The organism is Serratia sp. TSA_130.1 (genome assembly GCF_052691795.1).
On record NZ_JBQZFS010000004.1, the window covers coordinates 60615 to 77721 of the forward strand.

At 60.2% G+C, this 17107-nt stretch carries 19 protein-coding genes and 1 riboswitch; of the genes, 15 read left to right on the forward strand and 4 right to left on the reverse strand.

What is annotated here, in order from left to right; genetic code table 11:
* The first annotated feature begins 14 nt into the window (after positions 1 to 14).
* Positions 15 to 90: riboswitch (Fluoride riboswitch) on the forward strand.
* A 40-nt stretch (positions 91 to 130) separates the two neighbouring features.
* Genes ACUTQY_RS15905 through eno form a run of 3 tightly spaced genes read left to right on the forward strand, consistent with a single transcriptional unit; the run spans position 131 to position 2828 of the window.
* Positions 131 to 1096, forward strand: a complete 966-nt coding sequence (locus tag ACUTQY_RS15905; protein WP_084710292.1) for a DHH family phosphoesterase — start codon at positions 131 to 133, stop codon at positions 1094 to 1096.
* A 3-nt stretch (positions 1097 to 1099) separates the two neighbouring features.
* Complete coding sequence (locus ACUTQY_RS15910) at positions 1100 to 1528, forward strand: universal stress protein (RefSeq protein WP_046687045.1); 429 nt, start codon at positions 1100 to 1102, stop codon at positions 1526 to 1528.
* Positions 1529 to 1544: 16 nt separating this feature from the next.
* The gene (gene eno, locus ACUTQY_RS15915; protein WP_046687044.1) at positions 1545 to 2828 is read left to right on the forward strand and encodes a phosphopyruvate hydratase; all 1284 of its coding nucleotides are present in this window, start codon (positions 1545 to 1547) and stop codon (positions 2826 to 2828) included.
* Here eno and ACUTQY_RS15920 read toward each other — a convergent pair.
* Positions 2825 to 3232, reverse strand: a complete 408-nt coding sequence (locus ACUTQY_RS15920; RefSeq protein WP_033643072.1) for a MerR family transcriptional regulator — start codon at positions 3230 to 3232, stop codon at positions 2825 to 2827. The genes eno and ACUTQY_RS15920 overlap by 4 nt on opposite strands.
* A 70-nt stretch (positions 3233 to 3302) precedes the next feature.
* On the opposite strand from ACUTQY_RS15920, the gene ACUTQY_RS15925 reads away from it, so the two are divergent.
* From ACUTQY_RS15925 to ACUTQY_RS15935, 3 genes are all read left to right on the forward strand, one after another.
* Entirely contained in the window at positions 3303 to 4523 is a 1221-nt protein-coding gene (locus ACUTQY_RS15925; protein ID WP_046687043.1) for an NADH:flavin oxidoreductase/NADH oxidase family protein, read from the forward strand.
* Positions 4524 to 5028: 505 nt separating this feature from the next.
* Positions 5029 to 6411 (forward strand): diaminobutyrate--2-oxoglutarate transaminase, encoded by a 1383-nt coding sequence (locus ACUTQY_RS15930; RefSeq protein ID WP_071845182.1) that lies wholly within the window; start codon positions 5029 to 5031, stop codon positions 6409 to 6411.
* Positions 6412 to 6429: 18 nt separating this feature from the next.
* Positions 6430 to 7899, forward strand: a complete 1470-nt coding sequence (locus ACUTQY_RS15935; protein WP_046688476.1) for a pyridoxal phosphate-dependent decarboxylase family protein — start codon at positions 6430 to 6432, stop codon at positions 7897 to 7899.
* A gap of 76 nt (positions 7900 to 7975) precedes the next feature.
* On the opposite strand, the gene ACUTQY_RS15940 is transcribed toward ACUTQY_RS15935, so the two are convergent.
* Together ACUTQY_RS15940 and ACUTQY_RS15945 are read right to left on the reverse strand one after the other, a co-directional pair.
* Positions 7976 to 8503: a carboxymuconolactone decarboxylase family protein gene (locus tag ACUTQY_RS15940; protein WP_046687042.1), complete on the reverse strand. Its 528-nt coding sequence runs from the start codon at positions 8501 to 8503 to the stop codon at positions 7976 to 7978.
* Positions 8504 to 8506: 3 nt separating this feature from the next.
* On the reverse strand, positions 8507 to 9544 hold the full coding sequence (locus tag ACUTQY_RS15945) for a cyclase family protein (protein WP_228287379.1): 1038 nt from the start codon (positions 9542 to 9544) through the stop codon (positions 8507 to 8509).
* On the opposite strand from ACUTQY_RS15945, the gene ACUTQY_RS15950 reads away from it, so the two are divergent.
* Complete coding sequence (locus ACUTQY_RS15950) at positions 9534 to 10229, forward strand: helix-turn-helix domain-containing protein (RefSeq protein WP_232094043.1); 696 nt, start codon at positions 9534 to 9536, stop codon at positions 10227 to 10229. The genes ACUTQY_RS15945 and ACUTQY_RS15950 overlap by 11 nt on opposite strands.
* A gap of 68 nt (positions 10230 to 10297) precedes the next feature.
* A complete protein-coding gene (locus ACUTQY_RS15955; protein ID WP_128868953.1) occupies positions 10298 to 11203 on the forward strand; it encodes a LysR family transcriptional regulator in 906 nt (301 codons plus the stop codon).
* Between the two features lie 37 nt (positions 11204 to 11240).
* Here the strand turns inward: ACUTQY_RS15955 and ACUTQY_RS15960 are convergent, their stop codons facing one another.
* The gene (locus ACUTQY_RS15960; protein WP_033643065.1) at positions 11241 to 11882 is read right to left on the reverse strand and encodes a TetR family transcriptional regulator; all 642 of its coding nucleotides are present in this window, start codon (positions 11880 to 11882) and stop codon (positions 11241 to 11243) included.
* Between the two features lie 93 nt (positions 11883 to 11975).
* On the opposite strand from ACUTQY_RS15960, the gene ACUTQY_RS15965 reads away from it, so the two are divergent.
* The 7 genes from ACUTQY_RS15965 (at position 11976) to pqqE (ending at position 17106) form a co-directional block, all read left to right on the forward strand.
* Positions 11976 to 12638, forward strand: a complete 663-nt coding sequence (locus tag ACUTQY_RS15965) for an O-methyltransferase (protein ID WP_033643064.1) — start codon at positions 11976 to 11978, stop codon at positions 12636 to 12638.
* An 81-nt stretch (positions 12639 to 12719) separates the two neighbouring features.
* Positions 12720 to 13769, forward strand: coding sequence for a dipeptidase (locus ACUTQY_RS15970; RefSeq protein ID WP_033643062.1), 1050 nt, complete (start codon positions 12720 to 12722; stop codon positions 13767 to 13769).
* Between the two features lie 117 nt (positions 13770 to 13886).
* The gene (gene pqqA, locus ACUTQY_RS15975; protein ID WP_004937827.1) at positions 13887 to 13964 is read left to right on the forward strand and encodes a pyrroloquinoline quinone precursor peptide PqqA; all 78 of its coding nucleotides are present in this window, start codon (positions 13887 to 13889) and stop codon (positions 13962 to 13964) included.
* 58 nt (positions 13965 to 14022) lie between these two features.
* Complete coding sequence (gene pqqB, locus ACUTQY_RS15980) at positions 14023 to 14934, forward strand: pyrroloquinoline quinone biosynthesis protein PqqB (RefSeq protein ID WP_033643061.1); 912 nt, start codon at positions 14023 to 14025, stop codon at positions 14932 to 14934.
* 9 nt (positions 14935 to 14943) lie between these two features.
* On the forward strand, positions 14944 to 15699 hold the full coding sequence (pqqC, locus tag ACUTQY_RS15985; protein WP_033643060.1) for a pyrroloquinoline-quinone synthase PqqC: 756 nt from the start codon (positions 14944 to 14946) through the stop codon (positions 15697 to 15699).
* A complete protein-coding gene (gene pqqD, locus ACUTQY_RS15990) occupies positions 15699 to 15977 on the forward strand; it encodes a pyrroloquinoline quinone biosynthesis peptide chaperone PqqD (protein WP_033643059.1) in 279 nt (92 codons plus the stop codon). The genes pqqC and pqqD overlap by 1 nt, the downstream gene beginning before the upstream one ends.
* Complete coding sequence (gene pqqE, locus ACUTQY_RS15995; protein ID WP_033643058.1) at positions 15970 to 17106, forward strand: pyrroloquinoline quinone biosynthesis protein PqqE; 1137 nt, start codon at positions 15970 to 15972, stop codon at positions 17104 to 17106. Before pqqD ends, pqqE begins: the two co-directional genes overlap by 8 nt.
* Position 17107: the final 1 nt, after the last annotated feature.

Consider the following 17107-nt stretch of genomic DNA (forward strand, 5'->3'; position numbering starts at 1 on the left):
CGCTGCGCTACAGTCGTTCACAAGGTGATGGTGTTCCACCTTTCCCAACCGCCGCGTTCGCTCGAACCGGATGATGACGCCTGATATACAACTTCGCTTTATTTTTTAGGCAGGTATGTCAGGAGTCGCTATGAATGAAATCTCACGTATTACCCCTTTTCCGTCCCAGCCTGATCTCGCCGTGCGGGAAATGCCGCTGTACGTTTTCGGCCATAAAAATCCCGACAGCGACAGTATCTGCAGCGCGCTGGTGGTCGCGGACTGGCTCAATCACCTCGGCAAACCGGCCGTCGCTTTCCGCCTTGGCGAATTGACGCCGGAAACCCGCTACATACTGGCCGCCGCCGGCGTACAAGCGCCTGCGCTGCTGACAGACGATCTCCGTGACCGCAAAGTCTGGCTGGTGGATTTTACCGACGTCGAACAAGGGCCGGCCTCATTGCCCGACAGCGATGTGGTCGGCGTTATCGATCATCACCGGCTGGGCACCTTGATCACCCGCAACCCGCCCGATGTCTGGATCCGCGCCGTTGGCTGTTGCGCCACCGTGATCCTGTCCATACTGACGTCAGATACGCCGATGCCGCTTTCTTCCGCCCAGGCCACGCTGCTGCTGGGCGCGATTTTGAGCGATACCGTTGCGCTGAGCGCACCGACCACCACCGAACAGGATCGGGTGGCGGTCGCGCGATTATGCGCAATCTCTCACGTTGACTATGACGCCTTCACCGCCGGATTGCTTGCCGCCAAAACCGATCTTTCGGGGCAATCCGCCCCGCAGTTGCTGCACCGTGACGCCAAGAATTACCGCATCCATACCGTTTCGCTGCTGCTGTCGCAGATAGAAGTGCGGGCCATGAGCGACATCGATCCGCTGTTGCCCGCGCTGCAACAGGCGCTCGAGCAGGCGAAGCAGGAAGCCGGGCTGGAGATGACCGCACTCCTGGTTACCGATATCACCCACCGCCGTTCCACCCTGTATTTCTCGTCGAACCGGGTGCTCGCCATTCGGCAAGTGTCGCTGCCCGGTATGACGAGCCGAAAAAAAGAGGTTTTACCGTGGTTAACCCTACAGATTGCTCACGCAGGGAGATAAGACATGCCGATCTACCAACACGCTTTACTGCTGGTACAGGATGAACGCGACGGCCGGCTGCTGTTGCGCCATGCCGAACGCCTCAATCAGCAGATGAATACGCGCATTACCGTGGCGCACATCAGCGCCGACTATGCCGAGCTGGACTACCTCAGCGATGCGCAAACCAAAGATCGCCAGTCCAGCGAGGTGATCGCCGCCAAAGCCATGCTCAGCCGCCTGGTGGAAGACTGCTCAATCCCCCTGGAGGTACGCGCAATGGTCAGCATCCATCGCTTCAAAGACGTCGAAGCCCTGATTGCCCGTGAAGGCGTCGATCTTTTGTTGCTCGGCCATCAGAACCGTCCGTTTGGCGTCTATGCCTCCTTCGGCTTCGAATTCATCAACCATTTATCCATCGATGTGCTGATAAAGCACGTTCCCACTCCCTAGAACGAGGTGACTACCCATGAGCTATGAGATTGAAAGCGTAACCGCCAGAGAGATCCTGGATTCGCGCGGCAACCCGACCGTCGAAGTCGACATGAGCGCGGCGGGCGTCGTGGCCCGGGCTTCGGTTCCCTCCGGCGCCAGCACCGGTTCGCGCGAGGCAGTGGAACACCGCGACGGCGATCCGCACCGTTACGGCGGTAAAGGCGTGCAGGAAGCGGTGCAAAGCGTCAAAACGGCAATCAATGAGGCACTGCGTGGGGTGGATGTACGCCAACAAGAGGAGATTGACCGCCGGCTGATCGCGCTGGACGGCAGCGAGAACAAGAGCCGATTGGGAGCCAACGCCCTGCTTGGCGTTTCTTTGGCGGCCGCCCGCCTCGCGGCGAAATTGTCGCAGCTGCCGCTGTATCGTTATCTGGGCGGTATCGGCGCCAACCTGCTGCCGGTGCCCTGCATGAATATCATCAACGGCGGCGTGCATGCCCGCTGGCAAGGCGCGGACTTTCAGGAGTTTATGATAGCGCCCCTGGGCGCGCCGTCGCTGCGCGAGGCCGTGCGCTGGGGCAGTGAAGTTTATCAGGCGCTGCGCCAAATCCTGTTGGAAAAAGGCCTGTCGGTCGGCGTCGGCGACGAAGGTGGTTTCGCGCCGGCGGTCGCCTCAAACCGGCAACCGCTGGAGCTGATCGTGCAAGCGATAGAGAAAGCCGGTTATCAACCGGGTGACGATATCGCCATTTGCATGGATCCGGCCTCGAGTGAATTCTACGCCAACGGCAAATATCGCCTGCGCAGCGAAAACACCGAACTGGATGCCGAACAGATGACGGCCTATTACCAGCGGCTGGTGCAAGATTTTCCCATCGTGCTGATTGAAGACGGTTTGGCCGAGGACGACTGGGCGGGCTGGCGCATTCTCAGCGACGCCCTGGGCGATCAGGTGGAACTGGTCGGTGACGATCTGTTCGTCACCAACGTGAAATACATCCAGCGCGGGATTGATGAAAGATTGGCCAATGCGGCGCTGATCAAGCTGAACCAGATTGGCACGCTGAGCGAAACTTTCGCCGCCGTGCAGCTTTGCCAGGCAAATGGCTGGGGCGCCTTTATCTCACACCGCAGCGGCGAAACCGTCGACAGCTTTATCGCCGATATGACGGTTGCGATGCGAGCTGGCCATGTGAAAACCGGCGCGCCGTGCCGCGGCGAGCGGATCGAAAAATACAATCAGCTGATGCGCATCGAAGACCAATTGGGCAGCGCGGCGGTATATGCCGGACGCGCCGCCTTTAAACACCGTTAATCTTTGCAGGCCGGCCACGCACCGGCCTGTTTTTCATTTTTTGCGCGGCATAATCCCGCCACGCCGGATTCCAACAGAATACGCCGCGTCGCCATCAACGTCTCACGCTGCTCGTTCAGCGTCGCCATCATCCGTTCGATTTCCGCCAGCCGGCTGTCGACGCCTTGCATCAACCCATCCTGATAGGCGCTGCCCTGCAGCGCCAATACCCCGCGGATCGCCTGCAGCGAGAACCCCAGATTCTGGCCGATTTGGATCAGGTGCAGCCGCTCCAGCGCGCTTTCGCTATACACCCGATATCCGTTAACGCCGCGCACCGCTTTGGGCAGCAGACCCTGCTGTTCGTAGTAACGTATCGCCGAGGCGGCCATGCCGGCGCGCTCCGCCAACTCTCCGATTTTCATGCCCTATTGACCTTAAAGTTAACTTTAAACCTAGTATAGCGCCATTCCCCCTGCGACAGGAACGTACCCGATGTTTACCCCGCTGATTCTGCCCAATGGCAGCCGCTTACCCAACCGTTTGGCCAAAGCCGCGTTGGAAGAAAATCTGGCCGATGAAGGCCAACTGCCCGGCCCCGCGCTATGGCGTCTGTATCGCCACTGGGGTATCGGCGGCGCCGGCCTCATCATCACCGGCAACGTGATGATCGACGGACGCGCCATGACCGGCCCCGGCGGCGTGGTGCTGGAACAGGATACGCCGCTCGAGGCGTTCAAAACCTGGGCGGCGGCCTCGCGCCAGGAAGGCGCGCAGGTATGGATGCAGCTCAGCCACCCGGGCCGTCAGGTGATGGCCAACATGGGCGGCAACGCCTGGGCGCCCTCCGCCATTCCGATGGCGATGGGCAAGTACAGCAAGGCGTTCGCGCAGCCGGAAGCCATGAGCGAAGCGCAGATTGCCGAGGTGATCGCCCGCTTCGCCGCCAGCGCGCACGCCGCCGAAAAGGCCGGGTTTACCGGCGTGCAGATCCACGCGGCGCACGGCTACCTGATCTCCCAGTTCTTGTCGCCGTTGGCCAACCGGCGCAGCGATCGTTGGGGGGGCGAACTGGCGAATCGCGCCCGTCTGCTGCTGGAGGTGGTGCGCGCGGTGCGCCAGCGTGTCTCGCCAGATTTTTGCGTGGCGGTGAAGCTCAATTCAGCCGATTTTCAGCGCGGCGGCTTTTCGCCGGACGAGGCCCGACAGGTGTTGTTGATGCTCAACGAACTGCCGGTCGATCTGGTGGAGTTGTCGGGCGGGAGTTATGAAAGCCCGGCGATGCAGGGGGAAGCCGCAGACGACAGCACCCTGGCGCGCGAAGCCTATTTTCTGACCTTCGCCCGCGATCTCGCCGCAGTAGCGCGCATGCCGGTGATGACCACCGGCGGCATCGCCCGCCCGTCGGTGGCGCAACGGGTGCTGAACAGCGGCGTCGCGGTGGTCGGCATCGCCACCGCCATGGCGGAAATTCCCGATCTGCCGCGCCGCTGGCAAACCGGCAAAGCCCCTCATGCGCTGCCCGAACCGGTAAAATGGCGCGACAAAACGCTGACGCTGCTCGCCCGCATGGCGCTGATCAAGCGCCGCATGCACGCTCTGAGCCGCGATCGGACGCGCAACGTGCGCTACTCCCCGCTGTGGTCGCTGCTCATCGATCGGTGGCGCACCCGCCGCACTCTGCGGCGCTATCATGCCTGGTTACGGCAACGTTAATGACCGCGGCGCCGGCAGACACGCCGGCACCGCACAAAAATCCCGCTGTTTTGATCGCGCTACGTAAAATCTGCAAGAAATCACCACTCTGGATACTGCGCTTTTAACGCTCGGCTGCTTATATTCATCACAAATTTTGTGTATATAACCGCTATAGGACTTAAGGTGGTGAATAGATGAAAATAAGCCGCTATTTTCTATTTATGTTATTAATCGGAAATTCACCTTAATAATAAATGCATTAAAGAAGCAGCCAAAGGAAAGCAGAAAAGGATTTTTACGCAATGTTAAAGAAATGTTGTTTTTTGCCGGCAAAACCAACGGTCAACAAATCAACAACATATTGATGAGCCTAAGAAAAAACTAAACAATTCAAAACAAAATCGGCTATTGAGTCCCAGGCGAAAAAGCCATATATTGGTCGCGCTTTTCACAAGGCAGTTACTTTTCTAATTCATTAATTCAATCGTTGCGTCTTGAGACCTTCGGTTGTAGGAGAGATATGATGACGGATAAAGTCCGTATTGATACTTTAGTTGCAAACTCATTAAACGGAAACAATGAAACCTATTTGGCGCGTCAAGCCGAATTTGAGTCGAATGTTAGGAGTTATCCGCGCAAATTGCCGTTGGCAATTGCGAAAGCCCAGGGCGTTTGGATCACTGATGTTGAGAATAATCAATATCTTGATTGCCTGGCCGGGGCGGGAACGTTGGCTCTTGGACATAATCACCCCGACGTCCTGCAAAGCATCCAAAATGTCATTACCAGCGGCTTGCCGTTACATACTCTCGATCTCACGACCCCGTTGAAAGATCGTTTCTCCGACTACCTGCTCTCTCTGTTGCCGGGCGAAGGCAAAGGGTACTGCCTGCAGTTCTGCGGCCCGTCCGGCGCCGATGCGGTGGAAGCCGCGCTGAAGCTGGCGAAAAAACACACCGGCCGTTCCGGCGTGATCAGCTTCTCCGGCGGCTACCACGGCATGACCCACGGCGCGCTGTCGGTCACCGGCAACCTGTCGCCGAAAGCGGCCATCAACGGCATGATGCCGGAAGTGCAATTCATGCCTTATCCGCATGAATACCGCTGCCCGCTGGGCATCGGCGGCGAAGCCGGCGTCAAGGCGCTGACCTACTACTTCGATAATCTGATTAACGACGTGGAAAGCGGCGTGCGTAAACCGGCGGCGGTGATCCTGGAAGCCGTTCAGGGCGAAGGCGGGGTTAACCCGGCCCCGGCCGAGTGGCTACAGCGCATTCGCAAAGTGACGCAGGAACACGGCATTCTGCTGATCATCGACGAAGTTCAGGCCGGTTTCGCCCGTACGGGCAAGCTGTTCGCCTTCGAACACGCCGGCATCGAGCCGGACATCATCGTGATGTCGAAAGCGGTCGGCGGCGGCTTGCCGCTCGCGGTGCTGGGCATCAAAAAAGAGTTCGATGCCTGGGAACCGGGCCACCACACCGGCACCTTCCGCGGCAACCAGCTGGCGATGGCCACCGGCCTGACCACCCTGCAGTACCTGAAGGAGCATAAGGTCGCCGACAAAGTGGCCGCTCAAGGCGAATGGCTCAAAGGCAAGCTGGCCGAGCTGCAGAAACGTTATCCGGTGATCGGTCACGTCCGCGGTCTGGGCCTGATGATCGGCATCGAGATCGTCAAGCCGAACGAAGCGCAGGATCACATGGGCTGCTACCCGGCCGATGGCGAGCTGTCCGCGCTGCTGCAGAAAAAATGCTTCGAATCCGGCTTGATCCTGGAGCGCGGCGGGCGCAACGGCTGTGTGCTGCGCCTGTTGCCTTCCCTGCTGATCACCAATGATGAGCTGGGTATTTTCCTGGATAAATTTGAGCAGGCGCTGTTGGCCGCCGGCGTCAAGCCAGTCTGATTGGAGCGAATGACCGCGATGTCCAAGTTAAACCCGATTCTGGCTTCCTCGGCGCACAGCGCCGAGGCTTACCGCCAGGCGATCGCACAGAGCAGTGAAGCCGTCGTGCAGTGGCTGCAACAGCCCGAGATGTATCAGGGCAAAAGCGTTGCCGAACTGCGCGAGCGCATCCAGCTCGACTTTACCCCGCAAGGCCTGGGCAACCAGGCGGCGATCGAGCGCGCCATCGAGTACTTTTTGAAAGACAGCCTGTCGGTGCACCACCCGCAGTGCGTGGCGCACCTGCACTGCCCGAGCCTGGTGATTAGCCAGGCCGCTGAAGTGCTGATCAACGCCACCAACCAGAGCATGGACTCCTGGGATCAGAGCCCGTCGGCCACGCTGATCGAAATGAAGCTGATCGAGTGGCTGCGCGCCCAGGTCGGTTACCAGCCCGGCGACGCCGGGGTGTTCACCAGCGGCGGCACCCAGAGCAACCTGATGGGGCTGATGCTGGCGCGCGATGCATTCTTCGCGCATCAGGGCCACTCCGTGCAGCAGGACGGTCTGGTGGGCGATCTGCGCAAGCTGAAAGTGTTCTGTTCTGAAAACGCCCACTTCTCGGTGCAGAAGAACATGGCGCTGATGGGCCTCGGCTACCAGTCCGTCACGCTGGTGAAAACCGATCGCTTCGCCCGCATGGACGTGAACGATCTGGCGGAAAAACTGGCGCAGGCCAAGACTAACGGCGAGCAGGTGATGGCGATCGTCGCCACCGCCGGCACCACCGATGCCGGCGCGATCGACCCGCTGCGCGATATCGCGCGGCTGGCGGCGGAGCAGAAAATTTGGGTGCACGTGGATGCGGCCTGGGGCGGCGCGCTGCTGCTCTCCGAGCAGTACCGCGACTACCTGGACGGCCTGGAGCTGGTGGACTCCATCACTCTGGACTTCCATAAGCAGTTCTTCCAGACCATCAGCTGCGGCGCCTTCCTGCTGAAAGACGAGCGCCACTACGAGCTGATGCGCTATCAGGCTGCCTACCTGAACTCCGAATTCGACGAAGCGCAAGGCGTGCCGAATCTGGTCTCCAAATCGCTGCAGACCACCCGCCGCTTCGATGCGTTGAAGCTGTGGATGGGGCTGGAAGCGCTGGGGCAGAAGCAGTATGCCGAGATCATCGATCATGGCGTCTCGCTGGCGCAACAGGTGGCGCGTTACATCGCCGACCAGGAATCGCTGGAACTGGTGATGCAGCCGCAGCTGGCAAGCGTGCTGTTCCGCTACCGTCCGGCGCAGCTGGCGGCGAAAGGCGACGCGGCCGTCGCGCTGTTCAACCAGCGCATCGGTGATGCCTTGCTGGAGTCGGGCCGCGCCAACGTCGGCGTGACCGAGTTCGATGGCGTGACCTGCCTGAAGATGACGCTGCTGAACCCGATCGTGACGCTGGAAGACATCAAGCTGCTGCTGGCGCTGGTCGAGAAAACCGCGCAGCAGCTGCCGGCGTAACCCTCCGCCACTGCGCATTAAAGCCGATAACCCCCAGGTTATCGGCTTTTTTATCGCGCTCACGCCGTGCACGCACTCAATCCGTAGACATGTTTTCCCACGACGTTGCTTGCTCGTCCAGCTCGATTTCCAGCGTTTCCAAAAAACGCGCCGTCATCATGTAGTGCCCAATAATTAATGACAGCTCAGCAAGTTGAACCTCATCGTAATAGTGCCTGACCGCGTGAAATGTGTCGGCAGAAACCTTCACCCGCTTCACGCATTCATCGACAAAATGCAAGATGGCCGTCCCTCTGGCATCGACACCAACTCCCTGCTCTATTTTCTTGATATCGTCATCGTGCCACCCTGCAAGGATCGCCAGCGGATAGTGTTGCATACGCTCATAAGCGCTGTGGCTTAACGCGCCAACCCTTAATATGATCATTTCCCGATCTTTATCGCACAGTCGCCCGGCAGGAAAGGAAGCCCCCAGGGACAGATATCCCTGCGCCGAACGGCTGGTTTTCAACAGCCCCAGCGTAAGGTTGGCGGGGAAACGGGCATATTGCTGCTGCTGTTCAGCCGTTAATTCACTCACCGTCGGCAGTTTTATTCTGGCCATCGTTTATTCTCCTGCGCGTTCATCGATAAATGCAACCGGCCGTGCCCAGCCGGCGGATGCCTTATAAACCTTGACCGGCAGGCTGATCACGTTAAATCCACAGGGCGGCAGCAATTCAAGATTGCACAGTTTTTCAATCTGGCAATAAGGATATTGACTGCCGGCATAATGCCCTTCCCAAATAAGCGAAACATCGCCGCTTTGTTCAAATTTGGTGCGCGTATGGCTGAATGGCGCGTCCCAGCTCCAGGCATCGGTGCCGACCACCCTGACGCCGCGCTCGGTAAGATACAGCGTCGCTTCACGGCCCATGCCGCAACCGCGATGAATGAAATCTTCGCTGCCGTAACGCCCGCCGGCCGCCGTGTTGACCAGGACGATATCGCCGGCGGTGATATGATGGCCGATCTTCGCTAATTCACGCTCAATATCATGCGCAGTGGCCACATAACCGTCGGGAAAATGGCGAAAATCCAATTTGACGCCAGGGCCGATACACCATTCCAACGGTATTTCATCAATGGTTTTTGACGCCGATCCGTCATCCATATGTGAATGGTAGTGATAAGGGGCGTCCATATGCGTCCCCGCGTGGGTGCTCATGCGGACAAACTCCACCGCCCAGCCCTCCTGACGCGGCAGCTCCCGGGGATCCAGGCCGGGAAATGATTCCGCCAGCTGCAACGCTCCGCGCTTGTTATCAACATACTCGATTTCCGGCAGAAAACTTTCCGGATCGGAGGCGATCCCGCTCATCAGCGGCACCGAAAGATCAATGATTTTGCCGTACATAAGGTTACCTTTATCCAGGGGAATGACCTGCCCAGAGTAAGCTTTCCCCATAGAATAGAAATGCCGATTATCAGACAACTTATTGTTATAATAGGAAGGCGCAGCCATGAGCGGACAGGAAGGCGTCATGAAACCGTCAGAATTGACCGGGGAAGCCCCAATATCGATTTGGTTCAGAAATAAATCCTGGCCGGCAGGAGCGCAATTCCCTTTACAGGCGTTGCCCTGGGGAAAACTGATGTATTCCATGAAAGGGCTGGTGGAAATAAATATTGAGAGCAATATTTATTTATCCACGCCGGAATATGCCATTTGGCTTCCCGTTAATACCGAACATGAATCCGTCGCAAAGAGTGCAATTGATTATGTCATTCTTCATGTCAGTCCCCCACTATGCCAATTCTTACCGAACAAACCGCAAACCCTGCGGCTGAATAAGGTCGTCAAAGCGGTGCTGGCCGATTTTTCAGAAAGGCGTATTGGCTATCCGCGCACGCCTCAGGACCAGACGTTGGTTACCGCGTTGCTTGAGCAGCTGGCGCTGTCGGAGCGTTTTGACAGCTATCTGCCGCTCGGCAGCGACGACGTTATCAAGATCATGACGGAAAAGATGAGCGCCGCCTCGCACCATCTCAACACGCTGGCACAATGGTCGGGCATGCTGGGCTTGAGTGAGCGTACGCTGTCGCGGCGATTTCTCGCCGCTACCGGCATCTCTTTCAATGAATGGAAGCTGAGAAGCAAAACCCTCATGGCGATGAGGCTGTTGCAGGAAGGGAAAGCCGTCAAATATGTCGCCTCTACCCTGGGGTATAACGATCCTTCCGCCTTTATCGCCATGTTCAGACGACAAACGGGCCAGTCTCCCTCCGGTTTTTTAGCGGTAAGTCATGGCACATCGAAAACAGGCTCAGGCATAATGCATGGCGACTGATGCAGCATTAGCACGCACAAACTGCATCGAACGCCTTCCCCCTATTCAGCACGACAGGATGCGCACGCATGACAGACCCTGATTTCAACCTGCTGATCGCGCTCGACGCGCTGCTGACGGCGGGCAGCGTTGCCGGCGCGGCGCGACGTCTCGGTTTAAGCGCCTCGGCGATGAGCCGTACCCTCAGCCGACTGCGCACGGCGACCGGCGATCCCCTGCTGGTGCGTGCCGGCCGTCATATGGTGCTGACGCCCTACGCCGAAACGCTGCGCGAGCGGGCGCGGCACGCGGCGTTCGAAGCGCACGCCGTGTTGCGTCCGGCGCAGGGGACATTGGATCCCGCCGCGCTGGATCGTACCTTCACGCTGCGCGCCAACGACGGCTTTGTCGAGGCCTTCGGCCCGGCGCTGATCGCCGCCGCCGCCGAACAGGCCCCGCGAGTGCGGCTGCGCTTTGCGCCCAAGCCGGAGAAAAACGACCGCCCCCTGCGTGAAGGTCTGGTCGATCTGGAGATAGGCGTACTGGGTGACATGGGCCCGGAAATCCGCCTGCAGGCGCTGTTTCGCGATCGCTTCGTTGGCGTGATGAGAACCACGCATCCGCTGGCGCAACAGCCGGAGATCGGCGCCGCCGACTACGCCGCCTGCGGCCACGTGGTGGCCTCGCGCAGCGGGCGCATCCTCGGGCCGGTAGATGCCGCGCTGGCGGAGCTGGGGCTGACGCGCCAGATTGCCGCCGTGGTGCCGAGCTTCCCGGCCGCGCTGGCGGTGGCGCAGGCCTCGAACCTGCTGGCGCTGTTGCCCGCCTCCTTCCTGCAGGCCCAACCGGCCGACGGCCCGCTGCGCGTCTTCGAGCTGCCGGTGAAAACGCCGCCCATTACCGTCTCGCAAATGTGGCACCCGCGCCTGGACGCCGAGGCGGATCACCGTTGGCTGCGGCAGCTGGTGCTGGCCGTTTGTCGCCAACGGGTATAGGCACTGCGCGCAGTGGGTGACAATGTCACAAAGAACCTTACCGCGCCACACGCCCGTTTAAATCGGCTAAATACGCGCAGAACATGTCCGCCATCGCATCGGCATAAGACGCGATCTCGGTATCGGTTCGCGGCGTTTCGGAGAATTGCTTGCCCGCCGCCCCCAACGTGCCGACGATCAGATCGCCCGCCAACCGACGAGTGAACGGCGGCACATCAGGCAACGCTTCGCACATGAAAACCTGCACGATACCCTTGCCGGTCGCCTTCACCGCCTGTGCCTCCGGCGCATCTCGGTAAAGCGGCGCCGCATCATTCAACGCTACGCGCATCTGCGCTTCTTCACATTCCGAACGGATAAATGCCTGCGCCAGCAACCGCAGGCGCTCGTACGGCGTTTTCTCGCGGTCGGCCAAAATACGGCTCAGCATATCGGTGGTCTGTCGCCATTCGTCGCTCTGCAAACGAAACAGGATTGCCGCCTTGTTGGGGAAATACTGATAAAGCGACCCGACGCTGACGCCGGCACGTTCAGCCACTCTGGCGGTAGTGAAACGTGCCGCCCCCTCCTGCGCCAAAACCTGAATAGCAGCGGTCAGAATGGCGGAAACCAGTTCGGCAGATCGCGCCTGTTGTGGTTGTTTTCTCGAGGAAATTTGCTTACTGCGGCGTTCAGTCATAGCGGACGGCCAATGCGAATAGAGGAATACGAATAGTTCGTCATATTATAGCGGCATGCGCTAACGCGCTCCATTTACGACAGGAAATTAGCCATGAGTACCCTGACCACTGCCCCCTTAGCGCCGCTGCTAAGCCGCCTGTTTCAACAGGCATCCCGCCGCTCGCCGGCGCTTGCCGCCCTGTTCCGCGACGTGCCGGACGCAGAGCAAAGCCGGCTGATGCAGAGCAAAACCGAGTATCGCGAACTCTACCACCGCCTGAAGGATTTCCCGCTGGCCGTGTCGCCGGCAACCGGCGCATTGCTGTATATGTTGGCGCGCGGTTGCCGGGCGCAAAACATCGTCGAATTCGGCACGTCGTTCGGCATTTCTACTCTGCACCTGGCCGCCGCACTGCGCGATAATGGCGGCGGCCGATTGATTACCTGCGAGTTTGAACCGAGCAAAGCGGTGCAGGCGCGCAACAACCTGACTGAAGGCGGCGTCGTCGATCTGGTGGAGATCCGCGTCGGCGACGCCCTGGAAACGCTGCGCGACGATCTGCCGGCCACGGTCGATCTGCTGTTGCTCGACGGCGCCAAGGGACTTTACCCCGATATACTCGACCTGCTTGAGAACCGTCTGCGGCCCGGCGCGCTGATCGTCGCCGATAACGCCGATGACAGCCCGGATTACCTGGCGCGGGTTCGCGCTCCAGCGTCGGGCTATCTCTCCACGCCGTTCGCGGATGACGTCGAGCTGTCGATTCGGCTTTAAAATCCCCATTGAGCGAGGGTTGTTCCCCCTCGCGCGATGGGAGAACATAGCGTTCACGATGCCTGACTCAGTGAAGCGCCCATGACACTTCCCCCTCTCTGGCCGGTGTTCGACGGCCATAACGACCTGCTGCTCAACCTGTGGCTGCAGCATGACGACGATCCGGCCACCGCCTTCTATTCCCGCGTCACGCCGGGCCACCTCGATTTCGCCCGCATGCGGCGCGGCGGATTTTTCGGCGGGCTGTTCGCGGTATTTATTCCCCCGGTCAGCTATATCGCCCAGATGCGCCACCAAACGCAGGACGAGGCGCAGGCCACCTTCGATCCGCTGGCGATCGCCGAACGGCAAATCGCCATCCTGCAGCAGCTGGAGCAGGCTTCTCAGGGGCAACTGCGCATCTGTCGCACCGCCACCGAGATAGAACAGTGTCGTCTCAACCGACAAATCGCCGCGGTGCTGCATATTGAAGGCGCCGGCATGATCGATGCGGAGCTGACGCAGCTGGCGGCCTTCTACCGGCTGGGCGTGCGCAGCATCGGGCCCTTCTGGAATCTGCCGAACGCCTTCGGCACCGGCGTCAGCGGGCCGTTCCCCGGATCACCCGATACCGGCCCCGGCCTGACGCCGGCCGGTGAAGCGCTGATCCGCGCCTGCAACCAGCGCCGCATCATGATTGACGTCTCGCACATGAACGAGAAAACCTTCTGGCAAACCGCCGCGTTGAGCACCGCACCGCTGGTCGCCACCCATTCCAATGCCCACGCCCTCTGCCCGCAGCCGCGCAACCTGACCGACGCGCAGCTGGACGCTATCGCCCAGAGCGACGGTATGGTCGGCGTCAATTTCGGCACCGCCTTCCTGCGGGCTGACGGAAAACGTGACAGTGCAACGACCGGCTTAACAGAAATTGTTAAACACGTTGAGTATTTGATCGCTAAACTTGGTGAAGATCGCGTGGGATTTGGCTCTGATTTTGACGGGGTTAACGTACCGCAACCGTTGGAGGACGCCGCAGGCCTGCCGCGCCTGACGCAAGCGCTCAAGCAGGCGGGGTTTGACGACCGGCTGCTGGAGAAGCTGACCTGGCGCAACTGGCTGAACGTGCTCTCCGCCACCTGGGGTGAATAACCCGGTTACGCTTTAACGGTTGCGATCTCCGTCACATTTCGTCAACATTGAGCCAGCCGAATGCGAATTTTTCTCATTGGCTTCGAACTATCACGATGCATGCAAAGGAGCACCGCTATGACTACCTGGACCAAACCTGAGTTTGTTGACCTGCGTCTGGGGCTGGAAGTGACGCTGTACATTTCCAACCGTTAATCGCCTGTCTGCCCGCCTTTCGCGCGGGCATTTCTTTCCTTCTTTTTCTGGTTCAGACATGCAGATAAAAGTTCTCGGCTCGGCAGCGGGCGGCGGCTTTCCCCAGTGGAATTGCAACTGCGACAACTGCCGGGGCGTTCGCAGCCACAGCATCAACGCCACGCGCCGCACGCAGTCTTCCATCGCCGTCAGCGACGACGGTAAAAACTGGGTGCTGTGCAACGTTTCCCCGGACATTTGCCATCAGCTGCTGGCCTCGCCCGAATTGAACAATCCCGACGTGCTGCGCGGCACCGGCATCGGCGCGATCGTGCTGACCGACAGCCAGATCGATCACAGCGCGGGCTTGCTCAATTTGCGTGAGGGCTGCCCGCATCAGGTCTGGTGCACCCCCGAAGTGCACGACGATCTCAGCACCGGTTTCCCTGTGTTTCCCATGCTCTCTCACTGGAACGGCGGGTTAATCCATCACCCTGTGACGCCCGGCGAACCGTTCCACACGGCGGTCTGCCCAAACGTGCGCTTCACCGCCATTCCGCTGCTCAGCAACGCGCCGCCCTATTCGCCGTACCGCGATCGCCCGCTGCCGGGCCACAACGTGGCGCTGTTTATCGAAGATACCGCGCGCGGGGTCGGTCTGCTGTACGCGCCGGGCCTGGGTGAGCCGGACGAGGCTTTGATGCCCTGGCTGCGCCGGGCGGATTGCCTGCTGATCGACGGCACGCTCTGGCGCGACAACGAGCTAGCCAACGCCGGCGTGGGGCGCAATACCGGCAAAGACATGGGGCACCTGGCACTGGCGGAAGAGCACGGGCTGGCGGCCCTGCTCAGCACCTTGCCCGCCAAACGCAAGATCTTGATCCACATTAACAATACCAACCCGATCCTCAATGAAGACTCCGCGGAACGGCAGAGCCTGAGCGCCGCCGGCATCGAAGTGAGCTGGGACGGCATGAATATCGAACTGTAGGGAATCGCCATGACGCAACCACTCCCCCTGACTCCGCAGGCATTTGAAGCGGCGCTGCGCGCCAAAGGCGCTTATTATCATATCCACCACCCGTATCACATCGCGATGCACAACGGCGAAGCGACCCGTGAGCAGATCCAGGGCTGGGTGGCCAACCGTTTCTACTATCAGACCAGCATTCCGATCAAGGATGCGGCGATCATGGCCAACTGCCCGCAGCCGGAAACCCGTCGCAAATGGGTGCAGCGCATTCTGGATCACGACGGTTACGGCGGCAGCGAAGGCGGCATCGAGGCCTGGCTGCGCCTCGGCGAGGCGGTTGGGCTGCAGCGCGACGCCCTGCTATCCGAGCAACTGGTGCTGCCCGGCGTGCGTTTCGCGGTGGATGCCTACGTCAACTTCGCGCGCCGCGCCTGTTGGCAGGAAGCGGCCTGCAGCTCGCTGACCGAATTGTTTGCGCCGCAGATCCACCAGTCGCGCCTCGACAGCTGGCCGCAGCACTACCCGTGGATTGACGCCGCCGGCTACGGCTATTTCCGCAGTCGCCTCGGCCAGGCTAACCGCGACGTGGAGCACGGGCTGGCGCTGGCGCTGGACTATTGCGATACCGTTGAAAAACAGCAGCGCATGCTGGAAATCCTGCAGTTCAAGCTGGATATTTTGTGGAGCATGCTGGACGCCATGAGCATGGCCTATACCCTGAACCGCCCGCCTTACCACAGCGTGACCGCCGCGCGGGTCTGGCACAATCAGAGGCTGGTGTAATGACACTGAATCCTGAACACACCCCCGTCTTCCGCCGCGGCTACCGCCTGCAATGGGAGCAGGTGCAAAACAGCCACGTGATCCTCTACCCGGAAGGCATGGCCAAACTGAACGACAGCGCCGCCGCCATCCTGCAGCTGGTTGACGGCAACACCACGCTGAACGGCATCATCGCGCAGCTGAACGCCCGCTTCCCCGGTGCCGAGGGGCTGGCGGACGACGTGCTGGCGTTTTTCCAGCGCGCCTACGAACAAAAATGGGTGACCTTCCGTGACTGAGCCACGCGCGCCGGCGGTAAATCCGCCGCTCTGGCTGCTGGCGGAGCTGACCTATCGCTGCCCGCTGCAGTGCCCCTATTGCTCCAACCCGCTCGACTTTGCCGCGCAGGAAAAAGAGCTGACGACCGAGCAATGGATCGCGGTGTTTCGCCAGGCGCGGGCGATGGGCAGCGTACAGCTCGGTTTCTCCGGCGGCGAGCCGTTGGTGCGTAAAGACCTGCCCGAGCTGATCGCCGCCGCGCGCGATCTCGGGTTTTACACCAACCTGATCACCTCCGGCATCGGCCTGACCGAGAAAAAGCTGCAGACCTTCGCCGACGCCGGGCTGGATCATATTCAGATCAGTTTTCAGGCCAGCGACGAAACGCTGAACGCCGCGCTGGCGGGCTCCGCCAAGGCGTTTCAGCAGAAGCTGGCGATGGCCAAGGCGGTCAAGGCGCTCGGCTATCCGATGGTGCTTAACTTCGTCTTGCATCGCCATAATATCGGCCAGATCGACCGCATCATCGAACTGGCGATCCAGCTGGATGCCGACGACGTCGAGCTGGCGACCTGCCAGTTCTACGGCTGGGCGCACCTGAACCGTGAAGGCCTGCTGCCGACCCGCGAACAGATCGCCGATGCTGAAGCCGTGGTGAAACGCTATCGCGAGCGCATGGCTGCCGACGGCAAGCTGGCCAACCTGCTGTTCGTCACGCCGGATTACTATGAGGAACGCCCCAAAGGCTGCATGGGCGGTTGGGGGGCTATTTTCATGAGCGTGACGCCGGAAGGCATGGCGTTACCCTGTCACAGCGCCCGCCAGTTGCCGATCGCCTTTCCGTCGGTGCTGGAGCACGATCTGCAGCATATCTGGTATCACTCCTTCGGCTTTAACCGCTATCGCGGCTATGACTGGATGCCTGAGCCCTGCCGTTCCTGTTCGGAGAAAGAGAAAGACTACGGCGGCTGCCGCTGCCAGGCGTTCATGCTGACCGGCGACGCCGACAACGCCGATCCGGTGTGCGGCAAGTCGCCGCACCATGGCACCATTCTGGCGGCGCGTGAAGCGGCGAATCGCTCGCAGATCGGCATCGATCAGCTGCGTTTTCGCAATCAGACCAACTCCCGATTGATCTTCAAGGGCTGAC

Excerpts from the sequence above, each read along its gene's own strand:
- ACUTQY_RS15905 (WP_084710292.1), top strand. The coding sequence starts at position 131 with ATGAATGAAATCTCACGTATTACCCCTTTTCCGTCCCAGCCTGATCTC.
- ACUTQY_RS15910 (WP_046687045.1), top strand. The coding sequence starts at position 1,100 with ATGCCGATCTACCAACACGCTTTACTGCTGGTACAGGATGAACGCGAC.
- eno (WP_046687044.1), top strand. The coding sequence starts at position 1,545 with ATGAGCTATGAGATTGAAAGCGTAACCGCCAGAGAGATCCTGGATTCG.
- ACUTQY_RS15920 (WP_033643072.1), bottom strand. The coding sequence starts at position 3,232 with ATGAAAATCGGAGAGTTGGCGGAGCGCGCCGGCATGGCCGCCTCGGCG.
- ACUTQY_RS15925 (WP_046687043.1), top strand. The coding sequence starts at position 3,303 with ATGTTTACCCCGCTGATTCTGCCCAATGGCAGCCGCTTACCCAACCGT.
- ACUTQY_RS15930 (WP_071845182.1), top strand. The coding sequence starts at position 5,029 with ATGACGGATAAAGTCCGTATTGATACTTTAGTTGCAAACTCATTAAAC.
- ACUTQY_RS15935 (WP_046688476.1), top strand. The coding sequence starts at position 6,430 with ATGTCCAAGTTAAACCCGATTCTGGCTTCCTCGGCGCACAGCGCCGAG.
- ACUTQY_RS15940 (WP_046687042.1), bottom strand. The coding sequence starts at position 8,503 with ATGGCCAGAATAAAACTGCCGACGGTGAGTGAATTAACGGCTGAACAG.
- ACUTQY_RS15950 (WP_232094043.1), top strand. The coding sequence starts at position 9,534 with ATGTATTCCATGAAAGGGCTGGTGGAAATAAATATTGAGAGCAATATT.
- ACUTQY_RS15945 (WP_228287379.1), bottom strand. The coding sequence starts at position 9,544 with ATGGAATACATCAGTTTTCCCCAGGGCAACGCCTGTAAAGGGAATTGC.
- ACUTQY_RS15955 (WP_128868953.1), top strand. The coding sequence starts at position 10,298 with ATGACAGACCCTGATTTCAACCTGCTGATCGCGCTCGACGCGCTGCTG.
- ACUTQY_RS15960 (WP_033643065.1), bottom strand. The coding sequence starts at position 11,882 with ATGACTGAACGCCGCAGTAAGCAAATTTCCTCGAGAAAACAACCACAA.
- ACUTQY_RS15965 (WP_033643064.1), top strand. The coding sequence starts at position 11,976 with ATGAGTACCCTGACCACTGCCCCCTTAGCGCCGCTGCTAAGCCGCCTG.
- ACUTQY_RS15970 (WP_033643062.1), top strand. The coding sequence starts at position 12,720 with ATGACACTTCCCCCTCTCTGGCCGGTGTTCGACGGCCATAACGACCTG.
- pqqA (WP_004937827.1), top strand. The coding sequence starts at position 13,887 with ATGACTACCTGGACCAAACCTGAGTTTGTTGACCTGCGTCTGGGGCTG.
- pqqB (WP_033643061.1), top strand. The coding sequence starts at position 14,023 with ATGCAGATAAAAGTTCTCGGCTCGGCAGCGGGCGGCGGCTTTCCCCAG.
- pqqC (WP_033643060.1), top strand. The coding sequence starts at position 14,944 with ATGACGCAACCACTCCCCCTGACTCCGCAGGCATTTGAAGCGGCGCTG.
- pqqD (WP_033643059.1), top strand. The coding sequence starts at position 15,699 with ATGACACTGAATCCTGAACACACCCCCGTCTTCCGCCGCGGCTACCGC.